We start from the raw sequence: 21,110 nt of genomic DNA on the forward strand, positions 1-21,110 counted from the left end.
GCCAATGTTTCTTTATATTGCGCGCCGAGCACCATCGCGATACTGCCCATCCATTTATCTATCCCGGAAGACTGTTTTGATTACTACCGCCAACATCACTATGCAATTTGGCTCTGAGCCACTGTTTGAAAATATTTCCGCCAAATTCGGCAACGGCAATCGCTATGGCCTGATTGGCGCAAACGGCTGTGGTAAATCCACCCTGATGAAAATTTTAAGCGGCAAACTTACGCCCACGGCCGGTAACGTGTCGCTGTCTCCGGGTACCAAGCTGGGTATTTTGAACCAGGACCAGTTTGCCTTTGAGGACATGAGCGTTGTTGATGCGGTGATCATGGGTGACCGTGAACTCTGGGAAGTCAAACAGCGCCGTGATGAAATTTACGCGAAAGCGGAAATGACCGAAGAAGAAGGCATGGAAGTGGCCGACCTGGAAGTACAGTTCGCCGAAATGGATGGTTACACAGCAGAATCGCGCGCTGGCGATATTCTTATTTCCGCAGGGATTGAAGAAAGCTATCACTTTGGTCTAATGCGGGAAGTAGCGCCAGGCCGCAAGGTTCGCGTACTGCTAGCCCAGGCGCTGTTTGCCGAGCCGGATGTATTATTGCTCGACGAACCGACCAACAACCTCGATATCTACACCATTCACTGGCTGGCCGAAGAGCTGAATAAGCGTAGGTCCACCATGATCATTATTTCTCACGATCGCCACTTCTTAAACTCAGTGTGCACCCATATGGCGGATATTGATTACGGTGAGCTTCGCATTTATCCGGGCAATTACGATGCGTTTGTTGAGGCGGCGGCTATGGTGCAGGAACAACTGCAAAACGAAAATGCCAAGAAGAGTGCCGAAATTGAAGAGCTGCAAAGCTTCGTAGCCCGTTTCTCGGCCAATGCCTCAAAGGCCAAGCAGGCTACTTCGCGGGCCAGACGACTCGAAAAAATTGAGCTGGCCGATATTAAGTCTTCCAGCCGACGTAAGCCTTATATTCAGTTTAAACAACATAAAAAGCTCCACCGCCTGGCCATCACCCTGGAAGAACTGGGTCACGGCTATACCGGTGAGCACCTGTTCAGCGGCGGCAACCTGCTGCTGGAAGCCGGTGCAAAACTGGCTATTATTGGTGAAAACGGCGCCGGTAAAACCACCTTACTAAAATGCTTAATTGGCGATGAAGAAGCCAAAGAAGGCTCGGTAAAATGGGCTGAGAATGCCGCCGTGGGTTACGTACCACAAGACAGTTCGAAAGACTTCGCCAACGATATGACCATGTTTGAGTGGATGTCACAGTGGCGTCAGCCGAAGCACGACGACCTGCAGGTGAAAGCCATGCTCGGCCGCCTGCTGTTTGGCTCTGACGATTTCAATAAGAAAGTCAGCGTGTGCTCGGGGGGTGAAAAAAACCGCCTGTTGTTTGGTAAAATTATGCTCCAGGACATCAACGTACTGGTGATGGATGAGCCTACCAACCACCTTGACATGGAATCTATTGAAGCGCTCAACATTGCCCTGATGGCCTTTGAAGGCACGGTAATTTTTGTCAGCCACGACCGTGAATTTGTTGAATCACTGGCCACTCAGGTGATTGAGATTAAAGATAAAAAAATTACCCACTTCGACGGCACCTACGAAGAATTCCAGGCTCACCTGGGCAACTAATTGGCGTTGGTACTGGCCTTCGGTGTAAACCGGGCCAGTACCGTTACCAGTAAGGCGGGCAAGAATGTCACGCTTAACAGGGTCGACACAAATATTCCGCTCAATACGATAATGCCTACCCCACGGTAAAGCTCTGTCCCTTCCCCCGGGATCAGCACCAGCGGCGCCAAGCCAAATATTGTTGTACAGGTCGACATCATGATGGGTCGTAAACGCACCTCAACCGCCTGTTTCACTGCGCTGTGTAATGCCTCTCCCTGAGCCAGCAGGCGCCGGGTTTGATCAACAATTAAAATAGGGTTGTTAACCACGGTGCCCAATAGGATCAAAAAGCCCAGCATGGTAATCATATCGAAAGGCTGATAGCTGCCACCGAGCAGTCCGGATAATGCGTTATTGGCAATCAGCCCCAACAAGCCCCCGGCCATGCCGAGCGGAATAATGGTGAGAATAAACACCGGATAGCCCCAATGATTAAATATGGCGACCAGCAACAAATAACACAGCGCGATGGCAATCAGAAAGTTAACCGATAACGCATCCTGTGTGGCGGCGAGCTGATCTGCTGCCCCGGTGATCCGGGTACTGACGCTTTGCGGGATTTCACCGCTGTCCCGCAATTCAGGTAATAGCTTATTTTTCACGGTATCAACCGCGGTTTCCAGCGCCACTTCTTTAGGAGCGATAACATACACCGAGACGGTTCTTTCACCATCAATACGGCGCACCGTGTCGCTGCGCTGACTTTCCAGCAGGGTGGCAATCGCATTCAAAGGTAAAATAGTCCCTTGCGGGGTAAGAATAGGTGTTGTGGCCAGTTGCTCCATGCTTTGTTGATTGCCGGCATCGCTGAACAAGAACATGTCGACCTGATCATCATTAAGCAAAAACTCATCCACAAACGCCCCATCGCTTACGGCAGCTACCGAGTAGCCGAAATCATCACCACTCATACCAAGTTCGGCGAGGCGCTGCCAGTCGGGGCGGATTTCAATAAAAGGCTGCTCCAGGGTCAACGAGCCTGGATCTGAATTAATTTGCGGATTGTTAAAGTAGCTGTCGGCCCTGGTATACAGCGCATTCGCTGCCTGGTACAACGCGTTGATGTCGCTACCGGAAAAATCTACTGCCACTGCTCGCGTGCCACCGTCATTACTGGAAATAATCGAGCCTTTAGTAGAGAACGCCCGCATGCCCGGATAACGTTCAAACTTTTCGTTGATAAGCGCCATCATATCCCCCACTTCATCGGGATTGACCGGCATTGTCACCATCCACACACTGCCAATACTCACGCGCATGTTGTAAAACTGCAAAGCCGGAAACTCCGCTTCGCCGCGACCATAGGCTTGTGCGTCGGCATTCACATAGGGGGTAAAAAATGCCCGCAACTCATCGCCAATGTCCTGCATGGCCGACAAATTATAATCTGGTGGCGCGGTCATGGTCGAAAACGCCTTGGGCTCTTCACCTTCAGGCAGGTATTCCGCCGCCGGCATCAGCCACCAGGCACTGCCTAAAATGAGCAGTGCCCCTGCCACAACAATAGCGAATGCTCGAAGGCGCGAGGCAATTACCGCAGACACCAGTCCCAGACATTTCGATGTAAACCATTTTTGACCACTGGCGTCGTTATCTTCGGGGTTGGGCTGGCGGGCCATGGCTACCGGGATAACAAAAATGGCGGCCAGCATGGAAGCAAATATCGCTCCGGCAATGGCGATGGCCACATCGGAATAAAGTTGGCCAGCTTCCTGTTGGATAAACAAAATCGGCGCAAACACTAAAATGGTGGTGACGGTAGAAGCCAGTACCGCGGGCCACACATCTTTAACCCCGGCCACCGAGGCGTTAAATTTGCTCAGTCCCTGCCGCCTGAACTGCACAATCGACTCGAGCACGACAATGGTATTATCCACCGTCATGCCAATGGCAAACGCCACACCAGCCATGGATATTACGTTGATGGTACGCCCGAAAGCCAACAGCGCAATGAACGCGGCAATGGTACACAACGGGATCCCCATTACGCCAATCAGGGTGGAGCGAACTGAGCGAAGAAAATAAAACATTACCAGGGTTGCCAGACCGGCGCCCAGGGCCAGGTTCACCATTACATTGCGCAATGAACTCGACACATAGAGCACGTCGTCAGTAAACAGCTCCATTTTCAAGCCATTAGGCCGTAACACCTGCTCGTTAAGGTCGGCCACGATAGGAAGGATCTGCTGCTTAATGGCAATCACATTAGAACCGGTTTCACGGCGCACTGCCAAGCCAAGATTACGCTCACCATTAGCGTAGGAGAGCTGACGCCGCTCGAAATGATCCAGTTTTACCTCGGCCACATCCTTTAAATACACATTGGTGTTATTGATACGTCGAATAATAAGGTTATCCAGTTCATTCAGCTGCTCAAACCGGCCTACCACGCGCAGTAAATAACGGCTCTTGTCGGCTTCGATATCACCGGCCGAGGAATCCTGGTTGCGCTGAATAATAGCGTTACGCACATCAATCAGGCTGATACCTCGCTGCGCCAGTTTAGCCGGGTCAACCATAATCTGAACCTGACGGCGGGACCCGCCACTGATTTCAATTTGCGATACGCCCTCTACACTTTCCATTTGTGGGCGCACTACCTCGTCGGCAAAGTCGTAGAGCATATCGATATCCAGCGCCATCGGATTACCTTCGGCCGGGATCAGCTGAAAGTACATAAACGCATTGCTGGAGAACGAGTCGGAAAATAACTGTGGCTGGTCGACATTTTCCGGGTAATCAGGTACCTGACTAAGCGCATTACTGACCCGGATTAAGGCTTCATTGACATCCACGCCAAAGGGAAACTCGAGTTCCACCCGCCCCTCGCCCATTTCGGCAAAGGAAATCATGCGTTTCAGGCCGGTGATATTGCGCAGGTAACGTTCCTGCTCGATAAGAATTTCTTTTTCGATATCCTGCGGCGTAGCCCCCGGCCAGCCGGTTTGTACGGTAATGGTGCGCACTTCCAGATCAGGAATCATTTGCACCGGTATCGACAGCGCCGCCACTATGCCCATAATGCAGCTGATGCCGACTACCACGGCAACCAGAATGCCGCGCTTTACCGTTGCCTCAATCATTGATCTCAGACCTGTTGGAAATAGTTACGCTGGCCTGATTGAATAGCCTCGACACGCCGGAGATGGCATATAACTGGCCCTCTCTGGCATGGGCAACAAGCACGGCATCGCCCTGCTGACGGATGATTGCTACCAACTCCCGGATCGCCTTGCCGTTGTTGATGGCAAACACGCTGGCACCGCCATCGGGGTGTTGCTTAATCGCACTGGCTGGTAGCCATACCTGTTTGTTTTCCAGTTCCGGCAGCATGATCTCCGCTTCGGCAGACATACCTACCAGTAAGTCGGAGGTATCAGGCAGTGCGACATGTGCGGTAAAACTGCGGCCCTGACTACCCGAGGCGGCCACCAGGCGTTCCAGTTTACCGGTAAGGGTATCGTGCATCCCGGTATCCGGATGAATGCTGATAGCGCCATTAAGGTGGGTGAAGTAAGCGTAATATTCCTGCGGTACTTCAATAGTGAGGCGTTTATTCTGCTGAGAGACCAGGCCCAGCACGGCACTGGTTGGCTCTACCCATTCCCCAACATCCACGTCGCGCTGGTAAATTACGCCATCAAACGGCGCCCTGAGCGTGTGGCGGGCAACAATTTCTTGGCGCAGCGCGAGAGTAGCCTTAAGCCTCGCCAGTTCGGCTTTGGCATTAGCCACTTGAGCCTCACGCTGCTGAAAAAGGGTTTTAGCGGCGAGTTGTTGTTGTGATAGCGCGTCAACTTCATTGAGTAAGCGCTCTGCTTCGTTAAGAGCTACGTTGCCTACTGCCAGTTCTGCTTCGGCTTGTTGCGCAGCCAGTCTGGCCAGTTCGCTGTCGAGTATGAGTAGTGGCTGGCCCCGGGTAACGTGGTCGCCCACTTCCACCAGCAGCTGTTCGACAACCCCGGCTTGCAGCGGCGCCAATAACGCATCCCTGGCCGAACTTACCGCGCCACTCAGCGTGATGCTTTGATATTTTTGACCGGGTACAGGATAGGCCACGGAAACCTCAACGCCAGGCTCCTGAGCGCTTGTCGGATTAACCATGCCCGCAGTAGCAAAGAGAATTATCAGATACTTAACACAGCCGTACATTGCGCCTCCGGTATCACCATCACTATTTTTGGGCCCCGCCCGGGTTCCGTAGTAAAGAGTGCAACCGGTTACAACACCGCCACTCCTTGTGTCTTTGATTAGTACCTGCGGTGGTTAAAAATAGATCAGGAATGGGCTGACTGAAGCAGCAAAATGGAATCTGGCTGGGGAAAGGTGAACGAAGCAAGCCGGGACAAACGTATGCCCCGGCGATAACAGAGCGAGTAACCTCAGGCCGTTGCTGTCTCCACTAAGCCCTCAACCGACACTTCAACGCTTTGTTCAATACCATTTTCAGTAAAGGTTAACACCGCTTCAAGCGCAGCAAAATCCACTGTCAGCCGGGCATAGCTGCTATCGGCCTGCCAGTGCAGACGAAGACTGTTTTCCTGCTGAGTAACCGAAAACTCTCCCCCAAGGGCCGATATAGTATTCCTTAAACGAATGAGCGAAATCAGCGCTTTTACTACGGGTTTTTCAAGCGCTGCGTTTACCGCCGCCTGATTCAGATAAGGGCGGTTGATATCCCGACCCACATTGGTACGAGCGAGCAATGCCATATCATTTTCAGCAGCAAACATGCCGGCGTAATATATCTGGGGGATACCCGGTGAGAATATCTGCACGGCACGGGCAATTAAATACGCCTGATCGTTGGCGCCCAGCGCGTTGTAATAAGTACAGTTGACCTGGTAAAGGTCGAGGTTACTGGCCGCCGCTCCGGTCGCCTCTCGGCTCTGACCATTGCTGTTGTCATGAACTTTTTCTACCAGTGCATCTATCTGTTGTGCATCAAGTAAACCCGGCTTATCGCCTTCCGGACCGACATCCACAATACCAATACCGTCATGGGTGTCGAGCACGGTTACGCAATTACGGGGCGAGATTTTCAACCAGTTAGCCAGTGCCGACGGATCGCCACTGAACAGGCTGTGCAGTACCAGTGGTGGCATGGCAAAGTCATACACCATGTCGCAACGTTTAGCGATTTCGATTTGCGTTTTATAGTAACTGTGAATTTCAACCAGGCACTTCATATTTCGGCTATGGGCCTGTTGGCTGAGGTTTTCGATAAAGTCGAAGGTTTCTTCCAGCATAAAGCAGTTGGTACCGGGCTTTTTAATGGCATAGCCAGCGGCATCCAGCCGGATAAGATCCACATTATTGCGCTCGAATGCGGTTAAGATTTTTTCGAGATAGGCCTGCCCGGCATCTGCGGTTACGTCGATGTCGATCTGATTAGACGTAAAGGTAGTCCAGAACGGCACCGACTCGCCGTTACGTAAGGATATATCGGTAAAGCACGGCGTTGGACGGGGGCGGTAGATCTTTGCAATATCCTCGTGCTGATCGGCCGCGAAGACTTTGTCACGGGTTAAGAACAGCGGCCAGAATGGTGACGCTTCCCCTTTCGCTAGCACATCCTGAAACTGAGGGCTTTGCGCCGACATATGATTCACAATCATATCGGCCATGATATCCATGGTTTCACCGAGTTTACCTATATCTTCCCAACTGCCCAAACGACTGTCGACCTCAGTGTGATCGATAGGGTCAAACCCGGCATCTTCACCGTCTATGGGATAAAAAAACGGTAACAGGTGCACGCCACCAAACACGCCATTTAATTGGTCGTGAAATAAGGTGTCCAGGGCCTTGATGTCGCCGTTGCCTAAACGGTCTACATAGGTGATTAGCTGAACATCATTTGAACGATTCATAACAGTACTCTCAGCAACTTAATCGATTAAGTTGAATCATCGGATAATTCACTTCATTTGGCAAGTGTTATTTTTATGTTAAAAAAAATAACTGTTAAGCCGTGCTTTCAAGACGGCCTAAAACTCTAATAATTAGAGTGATCTATAGGATTTTAAATATAGTTTCTTAATAAATACAGAACCATTTTACCGGCCAGTAGGATTCATTACATCAACCCTTAAGCTTGCCATTATAAAGTCGCAATCGAAAACGCCCGGCTGCAGCTATGGACTTAACAGCCTCTCAAACTGACTTAATTGTTTAAGTCAGTTTGAGAGTGTTACCTAGCTCGATATTACAAAGTTACTCGGCGGAAATCACTATTGTTGTCGGTGCTAAACCTTTGGCCTTTGCAGTGATAATTATTTCACCGGCCGAATCTGCAGATTTAACAATGGCCAGCGCTTTGCCGCTAAACGCTTTACGCGTTGCAGAAGGAAATGGCGTGAAGTTGGTCGAGTCACCATTGTCGGTGGCCACCAGTTGGCCAGCACCATCGACTGTAAACTCAATCTGGTGAGTGGCTGTAGGCACTACCCGCCCGGCTGAGTCGATGACCTCAAGGGTAACAAATGACAGGTCTGTGCCATCTGCGGCAATGTTTCCACGGTCGGCAGTCAGACGCAAGGCCGCCGGCTTACCCGTGGTGCTAATGGTTTGCTCGGCCCATTTACGACCATTTTTATAAGCAACAGCTTTTACTTCACCGGGCTCGTAGCGAATATCGTCAAAACGAATTCTGTAAGTTAACTCTGCCATTTTCTTACGCCCCATTGATTGCCCGTTTACGAATAACTCAACTTCGTCGCCGGAAGTAAAAATATGTATAGGTGTGACTTTCCCAACTCGCTCAGGCCAGTTCCAGTGCGGCAGAATATGCACCATGGGTAACTCTTGCCGCCATTGACTCTGATACAGGTAAAAACGGTCCTTTTTAAACCCGGCTAAGTCGATGATACCGGAATACGAACTCCGTGAAGAATAATAAGGCGTGGGTTCGCCCAGATAATCAAAACCATTCCACACAAATTGTCCCGCTACATAGGGGTGAGTGTCTAAGTACTTAAACACTTTGTCGGCCGAGGATCCAAAGTCCACAGCATGTAACTCATAGGAGCTCACCTGAAGAATACTGGAATCGCCGCCACGTCCGTCTCGGGTTGGCGCGCTCATCTGTGATGTCACCGGGAACAAATAGATCCCCCGGGAACTAAACGCAGACGCGGTCTCACTGGATAAAATAACTTTGTCGGGGTGTGCCTTGTGAAACGCCGGATAGGACGGTGGCGTGCGAATGCGGTTGGTCCCTTCAAACTCAGGCAACTGACGGATCCCTTCGCCCTGGTAATTTAAGCTAATCAGGTCAAGTGCAGCCGAAAACGGAAAGTCAGCTTTTGCCCAGTTTTTCGAGGCGGTAACAGGACGGGTGGGATCTTCCTGCTTTACTATACGCTTCAGTCTCAGGGCGACCTCTGCACCTTCTTCCCCGGTGTACTGCTCGCCTACTTCGTTGCCGATATACCATATTATAACCGACGGATGATTACGGTCACGGCGCACCAGAGCACGCAAGTCCTGTTCGTGCCAGTCGGCAAAGATCAGGTGAAAGTCGTGAGGTGTTTTCTTCTTGTACCAGCTGTCGAAGGATTCATTGAGCACCAGAATGCCCATTTTATCGGTGAGAACCAGTAGTTCCGGCGCCGGTGGATTATGCGCCATCCGAATAGCATTAACGCCCATTTCCTGGAGGATTTCTAATTGACGCTGTGCCGCACGCTCGTTAAATGCTGCGCCCAGAGCCCCCAAATCGTGATGCTGGTTAACACCTTGCAGAGCAATATGCTCGCCATTGACCAACACCCCCTGGTTGGGATCAAACTCAATCTTACGAATACCGAAGACCGTATGATACTCATCCAATAACTTATCACCCTGATATACCTGCGAAACAATCACATAACGATGTGGCGTTTGTGTTGGTACCGGCCCCCATAATTTGGGATTAGATACAGTCACAATGTTTGTCATAGCTTCACTGTTGTTACCGGCTATCATAGCGTGCCTGGTTGCAAACTTACTGACTAATGCTCCGGTAGGTTTACCATCGTTACTCGCCTGATAAATCTCATTTACCAGACGCACAGCCTGCCCTCGCACTTGGGTATTTTTAACCTTAAGGGTTAATTTCACATCTGCCGACTTTGCACTAATGTTCTCAGTGACAACCTGCGTGCCCCATTGCTCAACATGCACAGGAGAAGTCTTTACCAACCATACATTTCTATAAATACCGCCGCCCGGGTACCAGCGTGAGGAGTTGTTAGGGTTATCGAGGCGGATTGCCAGTTGATTTACACTGTCAACATTCAGGTAAGGCGTGAGATCCAGCCGGTAGGAACTGTAACCGTAGGGCCAACCTCCCACTAAATGCCCGTTAAGCCACACCATGGAGTAAGACATAGCACCATCAATATCCAGGTAGATCCGCTTACCTGCATCGTCGTCAGCCAGTTTGAACTGCTTGCGATACCAGGCTACACCGTGACTGGGCAAGCGACCCATACCGCCGCCCACTTCCGGGTTATTGCCAGTGTAAAACGGTCCTTCGATGGCCCAATCGTGTGGTAAGTTAAGTGATTCCCAGTGCCTGTCATCGAAATTGGTCTGCACAAAGTCAAAGTCTGCCCCAGGCTCTCCGGATGGACGTTGGTGTTGGTTAGATTTATCATTAATGAACGCATTGCCCGTAGGCAGGATCCAGGGCTTGAGTACCCGCTCTGTGGCAGCAACTTCAACTGCGTCGGTTGGTTTAGCATCGGCGTTAATCGAATCATCATAGCCGCTAATAGCCGGGCGCACATCATAGATTAGCCCATCAGCCTCCTGAGCTGTCGGGTATTTATAAAACCGCCAGTCCTCATTTAAATTTATCCGCTCACGCACTTGTGCATAACCAGGTAATGACACAAACAGAAAAACAAACCACAAAAACCGTGCAGCGCAGGATGCCATCGAAACCTCTTAATTCCACAAATAAAAGCGAACAACAGGATAAGAAAAAAAGCGGTATTGTTAAGCTAATATTAAATTAACGTAAAAGAGAAACCAGTAATCGAAAGCATGCAAGAGCGTTTCGGTGGCCTGAACACTCCTTCAGCTTTATTACCTGATATTACTCTCTTGCTTTACCTGCCGCAGACCTTCGTCGAACACGGCGAGCTTGCTTTGCAAATTGTTAGCTTCAGGTGAAAACGCCACATAGATATCGCTCACATGATTTAACTCACCTTTGCGAATAGCGTCCTCAGGCAGTTGCATGGCAGCCAGGGTATAGGCGGCCACCTCGTCGAACATAATGGCCATATGCACCTTGTTCTCCAGCAGCATATTGATAATCTGGCGCTGGTTGGCCAGTCTGACTTCTTTAAAGCGCTTACGATGCGCCTCAAACGTATCGCCGTATTCATAACCGGTGATCAGGGCAATATTTAACCCCCCGGGAAATTTATCCACGCTCGCATAGTTAAAGGTTGAATCTTTGGGGTAATAAAATGAAGCCCGGGCCTGAAACAAAGGCTCGCTGCCAAACACAAAACGCTTCAGGGTATTTTGCTGGCGAGTCACGTTGTACGCCCCGTCCACCTGACCATTTTCGGCCATTTTCAATGCCCTGGCGTAGGGTACGGTAATAAACGTGGCGGTGGAGCCGCTGTAAGCCAGTGCCTGTTCGATAATACTGCGCGATAACCCCGTACCATCCGCTTTGGCAAACGGTGGCCAGCTGTCTTCAGCAGCAAAAACAAACGCCTCTCCTGCGGCCACACAGCAAGGGAGCATCAAACAGGCTACAGCCAGCTTCAATTGCTTTTTAATATAGGAATACAAGGGCAAAACCTTTAAATACAACCAGTAAAAAAGTACAAGGCACCGAGCAACGCTATATATCAGCACTGGTGCTACTTACTTATATTAGACCTATCACATTGATAAAACATCATAAAAATGTCGTAATGTTGCGCTGCTGACTCATCAAAAGGCATGTAAAAAAGGAGTATATCGCGCCATTTTTTTCCCTGTGAGGCTAAATGGCCGATGGGGCAAGTTTTTGGATTAGCACGGGCAAGTTGACTTAACGGGAGTAGACTGCCGGCAGAAGCGAATGCTGGTCAATTTCATCAAACAGCATTCGTTATCTGTTTCGCCGTTAGTTTTTAGGCACTATTGGAAACACCTCAAATGTCACCCCTGCTGCGCCACTTTGCATAAACTGCCGAATATTAGCGTGGTCTGAGCCATCCGGGTTACCCAGCACGTCGTCGCGGTAATAACTGCCGAAGAGAGCCAGGGTTTGGTTATCGGTTAGCGCCAGGTATTTGCCCAGGGCCAGCAATTTGCACGAGCCATTGTTCTGATTGGCCTGGTTTTCTACTTTTCCATTGGTAAATGCCGTTGGCGTAAAGGTGAATTGATCGTCGATAAACGCGATAACATCCTTAAATTCTATTTCTTGTGGGGCGGTGTGAATTTGCTTAGTTAATGCGTCTTGATAGTGATAAGGCACTGGCGTCTCCGGTAACAGTTATTATGCATAGGCCTGATAATTTGCGCGCTATTAAACCAGAATCTGTTTCACATACCTACCTTGAATTTCTGATCAAAAGCGCCCATCACGCAGTACAGATACAGGTGAATTACTCTAATCCCATACGATCAGGCAATAGCAGAACAGGATTAGGCACGCGCGGTTTTCATTGCTTAATGCATACTATACCGCAGGCTAATAAAGCACTTTTTAAAAACTTAAGACAGAGGTAACACTATGAAAACAGTTGGCTACGCTGCATTCTCAGACGATGCTCACATGAAACCTTATCATTTTGAGCGCCGTGATCTGCGCGCCAATGATGTTGCAATTGAAATTTTATACTGCGGTGTGTGTCATTCAGACTTACACACGGTAAATGGCGACTGGGGTCCACAACCCTATCCGTTAATTCCAGGACATGAAATTGTGGGCGTAGTGACCGCCATTGGTGACGACGTAAAAAACTACACTGTCGGCCAGAACGTGGCCGTTGGCTGTATGGTAGACAGCTGCCAGGAATGTGACCAGTGTCACAGCCACGAAGAGCAATACTGCCGTAATGGTATGACTCCTACCTATGGTGCACCTGACCGAATCTCCGGTGACATCACTCAGGGCGGCTATTCCAAACACATTGTTGTGCGTGAAGAATTTGTACTAAACGTGCCGGAAGGTATGGATCTGGCGAAAACCGCGCCCATCCTGTGTGCGGGTATCACGACGTTTTCTCCCCTGCGCACCTGGGGTGTAAAAGAAGGCACCCGTGTTGGTATAGTTGGCTTAGGCGGCCTTGGTCATATGGCAGTAAAACTGGCTGCAGCCATGGGCGCAGAAGTCACTGCGATCAGCCGTTCTAACAAAAAAGAAGCCGAAGCTAAAGCCATGGGTGCCAACGGCATTCTGGTATCTACCGATGAAGACGCGATGAAAGCAGCTGCCAGCTCCTTCGACCTGATTATCGATACTGCACCGGTTAAACACGATGTGGGTGCCTACGCGCCACTGCTGGATATCGACGGGACAATTGTTATTGTTGGTCAGGTAGGCCCTATGGAAGAACTCATGACGCCACCACTGGTAATGGGCCGTCGCCGTGTAGCGGGTTCATTAATCGGCGGTATCAAAGAAACCCAGGAAGTACTGGAGTTCTGTGCAGAGCACGACATTTATCCGGATTGTGAAATGATCAAGATGGATCAAATAAACGGCGCGTTTGAGTCTTTGGCGAAAGGCGATCTGGCGCATCGTTACGTCATTGACATGGCATCCTTAAGCGCAGAGTAATGTGCCTTTTTGTGGCTGGCAGTTAATCGCCGGCCAAAAAAAACAGCGCCAAGTGCGCTGTTTTTTTATGCCTGATGCCAGCGAATTAAACGCCCTGCGCTACCATCGCATTAGCAAGTTGCCGGAAAGCGGTTATATTAGCCCCTTTGGCATAATTTACTTTGTCGCCCTCTTTGCCCTCTTCGGCACAGCGGTCGTGGATGTAAGTCATTATGGCTTTCAGCTCATCATCGAGTTTGGTGAAGGATTTACGCTCAAACGCCGCATTTTGTGACATTTCCATACCCGACATTGCCACCCCGCCAGCATTGGCAGCCTTGCCCGGCACAAATACCATACCGGATTGTGAGATCAACGTTTTAGCCTCGTGCGTGGTGGGCATATTGGCGCCTTCCAGCAGATATTTACAATGATTTTCTGCCAGCAGTTTTGCCGAGGATTCATCCAACTCGTTTTGGGTGGCACACGGGAGTGCGATATCACAGGCATATCCCCAGGGCTTTTCACCGCTAAACCAACTGCCGCCCCGTTCTTCTGCCAGCGCGGTCAGGATGTTGTCTTCACTCATACGGTTTTCAATTGCCCAGCGAATATCTGCGCTACTCAGGCCTTCTTCTTTAATCAGACTCCCGCGACTATTGGATAAACTGATCACCGTGCCACCGAGATCTGCAGCTTTGAGTGCCGCATGCAAGGCCACGTTGCCCGCACCTGAAATAGCAATCCGTTTCCCCTCTATGTCATCGCCATGGTGTTTTAGCACGCACTGCAGCATGTAAATCAAACCGAACCCGGTGGCTTCGGTACGTACGTGACTACCGCCGAAATCGATGTCTTTACCGGTAAGACTGCCACCAAATTCATTGTGCATGCGTCGGTACTGACCATATAAAAAACCAATTTCCCGGGCCCCTACGTTTATATCGCCGGCCGGCACATCTGTGCGCGGCCCGATGTGCCGTTGCAGCTCCTGCATAAAGGCCTGGCAAAAACGCATAATTTCACTATCGCTGCGCCCTTTAGGGTTAAATTCTGAGCCGCCTTTGGCTCCGCCCATGGGCAACCCTGTGAGTGCGTTTTTAAACGACTGCTCAAACGCCAGAAACTTCAACACCGACTCGTTAACCGTGGGGTGGAAGCGTAAGCCGCCTTTGTAAGGGCCAATTAAACCGCTGTGTTGTACCCGCCAGCCACGATTGACTTCTACCTCACCGCTGTCGTTCATCCAGTGCACCGCAAAATGGACCACCCGCTCCGGCTCACTAAGACGCTTGAGAACGTTGTAGCGTTTGTAATCAGCATGCGCGTTATAAACAGGCATTACATCGGCAGCGAGCTCTTTAGTGGCCTGCAAATACTCCGGATGGTGCGGGTATCGGCTTTCTATCCACTCGTTAAACTCGTCTAAGTTCGATTTCGCTGTCATACAAATCCTTTAAATATTACAAAATACCTAACTGGTACTCATTTTTACCGGCGGATGATCATTTTTAACCACAGCCACTACTGATTTTATTTACTTTATTACGCGGAAATCGCCTCACAAACAGTGTTGGTGTGACGCTTATTGATTGGCACACTGACGTTTACGCCTTATACTAAAGGCTTAATTTTTCGACAGTTGTGAATGCACCGTTTCTCGCCGGGTATTTTGCAAGCAAATTAGTGATGATGTGGTGCGTGCTCTGTCTATTTCTAATCGCCTTTTAAAGCAACTTGGCCTTTTTTGGCTGGTCTTGGTTGCCTGCGCTTCAGCCCAGGCCAGCGGGCATAACTGGCAGCAATTTGCGCAGCCGGTTTTCCATTCCCCGCTAGGAAATTCAACCCCGCTGGAGGGGCAAATTGGCGCTGTACTGGAAGATAAGCAAGGCTTTATCTGGCTGGTGGCGGCCAATGGCCTGTGGCGCTGGGACTCAAAAACGTTGGTACGGGCTCGCTTTGAAGGTGCTAACGACAAAACTAGCGCACTGCAGGTAAACCATGGTTTTAGTGATGCCAGAGGCCATCTGTGGGTGACGACCAGCAGTGGACTTTACCGTCTCAAACCGGGCACAACTGCGTTTACCGCGGTAGCCCCCGACCTGCTGCAGGATATGGCAATTCAATCAGGTGTGGCAGTCAGCCTGCCCGATACCGACATCGTGCTGCTTGCCAGCGATCGCGAGCTCTATCAGTTTAATGTGGCAGCAGAGCAGCTCAGCCAGCTCAATAGCCCGCCGGGTGAACGCCTTCACGCCCTGTATACCGACCAACACAATACCCTTTGGGCGGGGACCGACAGCGGTTTATACCGCAGTGAACTGCACAATCAGCGTTTTGACTCCTTGCAGGCTCAGCCAGGTTTTCCCGCGGTCAGAGTCAGTGCCATCAGTGCAACTGGCAGTGGCAAGCTGGTGGTAGGTACCGCCGCCAACGGGCTCTTTGTGCAATCTGAGTCTGGCCGGTTTACCACTTTCCCGCTGACCCAGAGTACCAGCCCGTGGATCTTTACCTTAACCGAAATTCGGCCCGGCAAGTTGCTGATTGGTACCTTCGGCGATGGCCTGATTGAGCTTGATTTAACTACCCGCGACAAACGCCACTTCAGGCATAATCGTTTGCTACCGTCCAGCCTTACCGACAATGATATCTGGTCGTTATTTCGCGACTCCAGAGGTTTAGTGTGGATTGGCAGTGGTTCAACGCTAAATGTGTATGATGCCAGTAATGTTGCCGTCGCCCGTATTTTTGGCGACAGCGGGCAACCAGGCAGCCTTCAAAACCGGAAAGTTCATGCAGTACAGGCAGTTGGCAACACTCTGGTAGTAGGGTCCGGCGAACAGGGTCTTGAAGTGTTTTCACCAGAGCAAGGCACCACCGCGCCACTCTGGCCAAACTCCGCAGATCCGGTGGAAACCTTATTTGCTGATAAATCAGGAACACTGTATGCCTCCGCAAACTTTGCCTCGGTTGTCATTGCAGCCGACACCAAACTGGCGGCACCGCTTAAAATTGACGGCAGAAGTCCGTCTACCTTTACCACCGCGCTGGCGAAGTCTTCCAGTGCTCTGTGGATAGGCGGTACCGACGGCTTATGGCAACAACCAGCCGCGCCAGACCAACCAACCACTCAACTCCTGCCAGAGAGCCTGGCCGAACGCCGGATAGCATCGTTGCTGGTTACCGAAGAGTCATTGTGGATAGGCAGCTGGCGAGGATTACTGCGCGGTACACTTATTGATGGCCTGCTGACACATAGCAATATTGAGCCAGTCAGTCACCCTCGCCTGGCACAACAGTTTATTGCGGATTTATATGCCGATAGTCTTGGGCAGCTTTGGGTTGCCACCAGTGGCGCCGGACTCTTTGTGCTCACCACTAACAACCGTTGGTTGGAATTCACCACAGCCGTTGGACTGCAGGGCGACAACGTAATGGCCATTGCCGGTGAAAGTGATAACCAGATATGGGTAGGTACCTCGCGCGGGATAGCCGCGATTGATATTCAGCAAAAGATACTGCGCGTGATCAGCGCTGGCCCCAATGCGGTTAACAGCCCTTACTCGCGGGCGGCGGCAACCAAAACCTCGGCAGGCGAGCTGGTGTTTGGCGGTACCGATGGACTCACCATTATCTCGCCCAACGCATTGCCGCGCCAGATAAGCCCACTAAAGCTGGCGTTTACTCAGTTGGAAATCATTACCGCCGACAACCGCAATATACGCCCGGTAATAGCGCAGGAACGCATTAAAATATCCGCTCTGCCCAAGCGTATTTCCTTTGAGTTTGTGGCGCAGGATTATCTGGATCCCGAACACGTACAATACCGCTATCGTTTAGCCGGCATTGACGAAAACTGGACCTTACTGGATGCCGATCATCGTATTGTTACGCTCACCGAGCCGGCACCGGGCGATTACACCCTTGAACTGCAGTACTCCAATAACGGTACCACCTGGCAGCAGGATACGCTAAGCCAGCGTTTTACTGTTCTACCCGCCTGGTATCAGACCCCTTACGCCAGCCTGGCCAGCCTGTTACTGTTAGCTATCGCAATTTACGTGCTACATCAGTTAGGCTTGCGCCATTATCGCCACCGTCAGAACGTGCTTGAGCAAAAAATTGCTGAGCGCACCGCAGAGCTGCTTGCTGCTAATGAAAAGCTCAGTGAACAAGCTGTAGCCCTTGAAAAAGCCAGCTTAACCGATGCACTGACAGGCTTACATAACCGGCGATTTTTAAGCCAGAATATGCAGCGGGATATCAGCCGCGTACATCGCTACTACAGTGACTGCCAAGCAACCAATACTGCGCCGGATGCTAAGTTTGATATGTTATTTTTTATTATCGACCTGGATCGCTTTAAACGTATCAACGACAACCACGGCCACCAGGCTGGCGATGCGGTACTGGTAGAAACTCAAAAACGTCTGTCGGCAATCTTTCGCGACAGTGATTATCTGGTGCGCTGGGGAGGCGAGGAGTTTTTAGCCGTAGTGCAGGATACGCCCCGGGAAGAGGCCTACTTGTTAGCGGAACGCATCGTAAAAGCCGTAAATGCCAGCGGCATGAGCATTAACGAGCAGACACAACTTAAGGTGACCTGCTCGGTGGGCTTTGCTGCTTATCCGCTTCACCAGAAGTTGTATAAATGCTTCGACTGGCACAGCACGGTGGGGATTGCCGATGCCGCGTTATACGGTGCCAAACGCAGAAATCGCGATACCTGGATGGGCATTACCGGCGTAAAATCAACGGTATCAGACAGTACGATGGAACTTATAAAACAACAGCCGGCGCGTATTTTTGACCATGCCAATGTGCTGGTCCGCCAGTAGTTCAGATCAGCTTTGCCGTTTAATAAAGCGAACGGCAAGCATATCCACGGGCGTATTCCGGCCCCGGTACTGATAACGAATAAGGTGAGCCAGCTCGGTATAAAGCTCGCTGATATTCGCGGGCATCTGAGCTGGTGGCTTATCCTGCATGTAGTGAAACAGTAGTTTAAGCTGATGTTCTCGTACCTGGTAGCGCACCAGGCGATTCATCGCTGCCTGCCAGTGCTGCCAATGAATTATCCGCAGCCCATCAAAATGAAAACGAGCCCCAGGCACCACCTTGAGTCTTTTGCTCGGGGCAAACAGTTGCTGATGTTCCACACTGCCCTTTACCAGACAGGTCACCAAAAAGTCTTCGCCAATTAACCCCGCAGGTAACGCTATGCGCTCTTCACGTATTTCACTCACCAGTGCATCACTTAACGCATAGAGTGCACCGGCCAGCCTCCCCCAGCGCTGCATATTGCTAAGCCGCTGCACCCGACTTCGACCACTGGCCGGCACGGCAGCCGTAGCCAGAACGTGTGTGGTATTCTGTAACGGCGCTAACAGTTCAGGCAAAGCGTTATCGGCCAGATAAATGTCTCCATCCACAAACACATGCTGGTCAGCATCACTGGATAAATGCTGAACATAATGGTTCCAGCTGGCGGCTTTATCAGCCATATCCAGCCAGACACCAATAACCTTTGGCTGATTGGCACTAAAGCGGGTAACCACATCGGCGGTGTCATCCGTACACCCGTTGACCAACACATAAATATACTGCAATCCATCCCCCCCCTGGGCCAGTATACTCTCGAGGCAACGGGTGATCCGTTGCTCTTCGTTATGGGCGAATACCACTACGTTGTAGATGGAAGTGCCTGACATAATCGTCCTTTTTTTAGTCATCTGATACCAATCTACCGGGTATGCCGGGCAGATACAAATTTGCCGTAAGCCTGTATCACTGCCAGACAAACGCTGCTGAAACCACTACACTTCAAACAAATCCCAACCATGCAAACGCATATGAAGATAGGTGAACTGGCCAGCCGTACCGGACTGGCAAAATCTAAAATTCGCTTTTATGAAGAGAAAGGGTTGTTAAATGTGGTTGAGCGAACAGCCAACGGCTATCGCTCTTACCCGCCACAAGCCGAGTCGATACTTAACCTGATAGTAAACGGTCAGCAGGCCGGGTTTAGCCTGGATGAGTTGCGCGCGCTGTTACCACAGAGTAATGACAACTGGCAGCATGACGCACTGATGACAGCGCTTCAGTAAAAGGTAACGGATATCGAACAGTTGCAGCAAAAACTCGCCCGCAACAAAGCAAAGTTGCTGTCGGTTATCGACACCATTGCCGCCAAACCGGACGACATGGACTGCGCCGATAACGCCAAACGCGTCCTCTCCGAGCTCAGTTTGTCGAAAAATACCCCGTAGGGTTATTTTTTCTATTGACCTTCAAGTTAGCTTTAACCTTAAAGTATCTGCCGACCACACTCAGGAGGTACTATGTCACTGTTTAATCCACTGACCTTGCCCAATGGCATCGTTATTCCCAATCGCATTGCCAAAGCGGCGATGGAGGAAAACCTGGCCACCGCCGATAACCTGCCCTCACCTCAAATGATGGCACTCTATGCGGCGTGGGCCTCAGGCGGAAGCGGGTTGTTAATTTCCGGCAATGTTATGATTGATGGCCGCGCCATGACCGGCCCGGGTGGTGTGGTGCTGGAAAACGATGAGCATTTGCCCGTTTTTCAGCAATGGGCTGCGCTTGGCAAACAACAAGGCGCCACTTTCTTCCTGCAATTGAATCACCCTGGCAGACAAATGCCTGCCAGCCTGGGCCAACCTACCTGGGCGCCGTCTGAAGTACCAATGGCGCTGGGTAAAATGTCTACGTTTTTTAACCCGCCTCAGGCCATGACGAATGAAAAAATCGCTGACATTATCTCGCGCTTCGTGACATCAGCCAGACTTGCCGAGCAAGCCGGTTTCGATGGCGTAGAAATTCACGCTGCACACGGTTATTTAATTAATCAGTTTCTTTCGCCGTTAACCAATAAGCGTACAGACCAGTGGGGGGGTAATCTGGCCGGACGTGCCCGGTTGCTTCTGGAAGTAATAAAACAGACCAAAGCCGCAGTAGGTCCTTCTTTTGCGATTGCGGTAAAGTTGAACTCGGCAGACTTTCAACGGGGCGGCTTCAGTTACGATGATGCCCGACAAGTGGTTTTATGGCTGAATGAACTCAACATTGATCTGTTGGAACTCTCCGGAGGCAGTTACGAAGCACCTGCTATGCAGGGTAGCGCCCGCGACGGCAGCACCCTCGCCCGAGAAGCCTTCTTTTTAACCTTTGCAGCCGAGCTTAAGCAAATTGCGACTATGCCGGTAATGGTGACCGGCGGGATCCGCCGTTTAGCCGTAGCCAGAGAAGTTCGCGCTCAGCAAGTCGATATAGTTGGTATGGCCACCACGCTGGCCATTTGTCCGGAATTGCCCAACTTATGGCAACAAGGAAAAGATCCAGCGCCACAGCTTCGGCCGGTGAGCTGGAAGAATAAACCGCTGGCCTCGCTGGCTAATATGGCTATGGTCAAATATCAGTTACGAAGAATCAGTAAGCGGCAAAAAGCACAACCTGGGGTTGCCCCCTTCTGGGCATTTTTAACGCAACAGATTGAAGACTTCTGCCGCACCCGGCGCTACCAGCGCAAAATGGCAAAACACTGACATTTAACCGATAAGCCTTTGTAGTTATTAAGACTCTGGTAATTTTATCCAGGATAAGTTTAAATAGCCCACA

General features: G+C 50.7%; 14 protein-coding genes. 6 read left to right on the plus strand and 8 right to left on the minus strand.

Annotated elements, in window-relative coordinates:
• The first annotated feature begins 76 nt into the window (after positions 1-76).
• Positions 77-1,666, plus strand: a complete 1,590-nt coding sequence (locus tag AC27IB_RS12925; protein WP_487121343.1) for an ABC-F family ATPase — start codon at positions 77-79, stop codon at positions 1,664-1,666.
• On the opposite strand, the gene AC27IB_RS12930 is transcribed toward AC27IB_RS12925, so the two are convergent.
• The 6 genes from AC27IB_RS12930 to AC27IB_RS12955 form a co-directional block, all read right to left on the minus strand.
• Positions 1,663-4,791, minus strand: a complete 3,129-nt coding sequence (locus AC27IB_RS12930) for an efflux RND transporter permease subunit (protein WP_487121345.1) — start codon at positions 4,789-4,791, stop codon at positions 1,663-1,665. The two genes, AC27IB_RS12925 and AC27IB_RS12930, sit on opposite strands and share 4 nt — an antisense overlap.
• Positions 4,784-5,860 carry an efflux RND transporter periplasmic adaptor subunit gene (locus tag AC27IB_RS12935; RefSeq protein WP_296048672.1) on the minus strand — a complete coding sequence of 359 codons (1,077 nt, stop codon included), beginning with the start codon at positions 5,858-5,860 and terminating at the stop codon, positions 4,784-4,786. Before AC27IB_RS12935 ends, AC27IB_RS12930 begins: the two co-directional genes overlap by 8 nt.
• Before the next feature lie 230 nt (positions 5,861-6,090).
• A complete protein-coding gene (gene gtfA / locus AC27IB_RS12940; protein WP_296048669.1) occupies positions 6,091-7,581 on the minus strand; it encodes a sucrose phosphorylase in 1,491 nt (496 codons plus the stop codon).
• Positions 7,582-7,924: 343 nt separating this feature from the next.
• Positions 7,925-10,633: a beta-galactosidase GalB gene (gene galB, locus AC27IB_RS12945; protein WP_296048666.1), complete on the minus strand. Its 2,709-nt coding sequence runs from the start codon at positions 10,631-10,633 to the stop codon at positions 7,925-7,927.
• A gap of 150 nt (positions 10,634-10,783) precedes the next feature.
• Entirely contained in the window at positions 10,784-11,506 is a 723-nt protein-coding gene (locus AC27IB_RS12950; RefSeq protein WP_296048665.1) for a substrate-binding periplasmic protein, read from the minus strand.
• A 319-nt stretch (positions 11,507-11,825) separates the two neighbouring features.
• Entirely contained in the window at positions 11,826-12,182 is a 357-nt protein-coding gene (locus AC27IB_RS12955) for a HopJ type III effector protein (protein WP_296048662.1), read from the minus strand.
• Between the two features lie 258 nt (positions 12,183-12,440).
• On the opposite strand from AC27IB_RS12955, the gene AC27IB_RS12960 reads away from it, so the two are divergent.
• Positions 12,441-13,490 carry an NAD(P)-dependent alcohol dehydrogenase gene (locus AC27IB_RS12960; protein ID WP_296048660.1) on the plus strand — a complete coding sequence of 350 codons (1,050 nt, stop codon included), beginning with the start codon at positions 12,441-12,443 and terminating at the stop codon, positions 13,488-13,490.
• 85 nt (positions 13,491-13,575) lie between these two features.
• On the opposite strand, the gene gdhA is transcribed toward AC27IB_RS12960, so the two are convergent.
• Positions 13,576-14,916: an NADP-specific glutamate dehydrogenase gene (gdhA, locus tag AC27IB_RS12965; RefSeq protein ID WP_296048658.1), complete on the minus strand. Its 1,341-nt coding sequence runs from the start codon at positions 14,914-14,916 to the stop codon at positions 13,576-13,578.
• 250 nt (positions 14,917-15,166) lie between these two features.
• Between gdhA and AC27IB_RS12970 the strand changes: the two genes are divergently transcribed.
• On the plus strand, positions 15,167-18,307 hold the full coding sequence (locus tag AC27IB_RS12970; RefSeq protein WP_487121349.1) for a ligand-binding sensor domain-containing protein: 3,141 nt from the start codon (positions 15,167-15,169) through the stop codon (positions 18,305-18,307).
• 6 nt (positions 18,308-18,313) lie between these two features.
• Here the strand turns inward: AC27IB_RS12970 and AC27IB_RS12975 are convergent, their stop codons facing one another.
• Positions 18,314-19,180 (minus strand): glycosyltransferase family A protein, encoded by an 867-nt coding sequence (locus tag AC27IB_RS12975; protein ID WP_487121351.1) that lies wholly within the window; start codon positions 19,178-19,180, stop codon positions 18,314-18,316.
• Positions 19,181-19,321: 141 nt separating this feature from the next.
• Between AC27IB_RS12975 and AC27IB_RS12980 the strand changes: the two genes are divergently transcribed.
• From AC27IB_RS12980 to AC27IB_RS12990, 3 genes are all read left to right on the plus strand, one after another.
• Positions 19,322-19,576, plus strand: coding sequence for a MerR family transcriptional regulator (locus tag AC27IB_RS12980; RefSeq protein WP_487121353.1), 255 nt, complete (start codon positions 19,322-19,324; stop codon positions 19,574-19,576).
• Between the two features lie 21 nt (positions 19,577-19,597).
• Complete coding sequence (locus AC27IB_RS12985) at positions 19,598-19,738, plus strand: hypothetical protein (RefSeq protein ID WP_487121355.1); 141 nt, start codon at positions 19,598-19,600, stop codon at positions 19,736-19,738.
• Positions 19,739-19,810: 72 nt separating this feature from the next.
• A complete protein-coding gene (locus AC27IB_RS12990) occupies positions 19,811-21,037 on the plus strand; it encodes an NADH:flavin oxidoreductase/NADH oxidase family protein (protein ID WP_487121357.1) in 1,227 nt (408 codons plus the stop codon).
• Positions 21,038-21,110 lie beyond the last annotated feature (73 nt).

Source organism: Alteromonas sp. 4NH20-0104 (assembly GCF_057547795.1).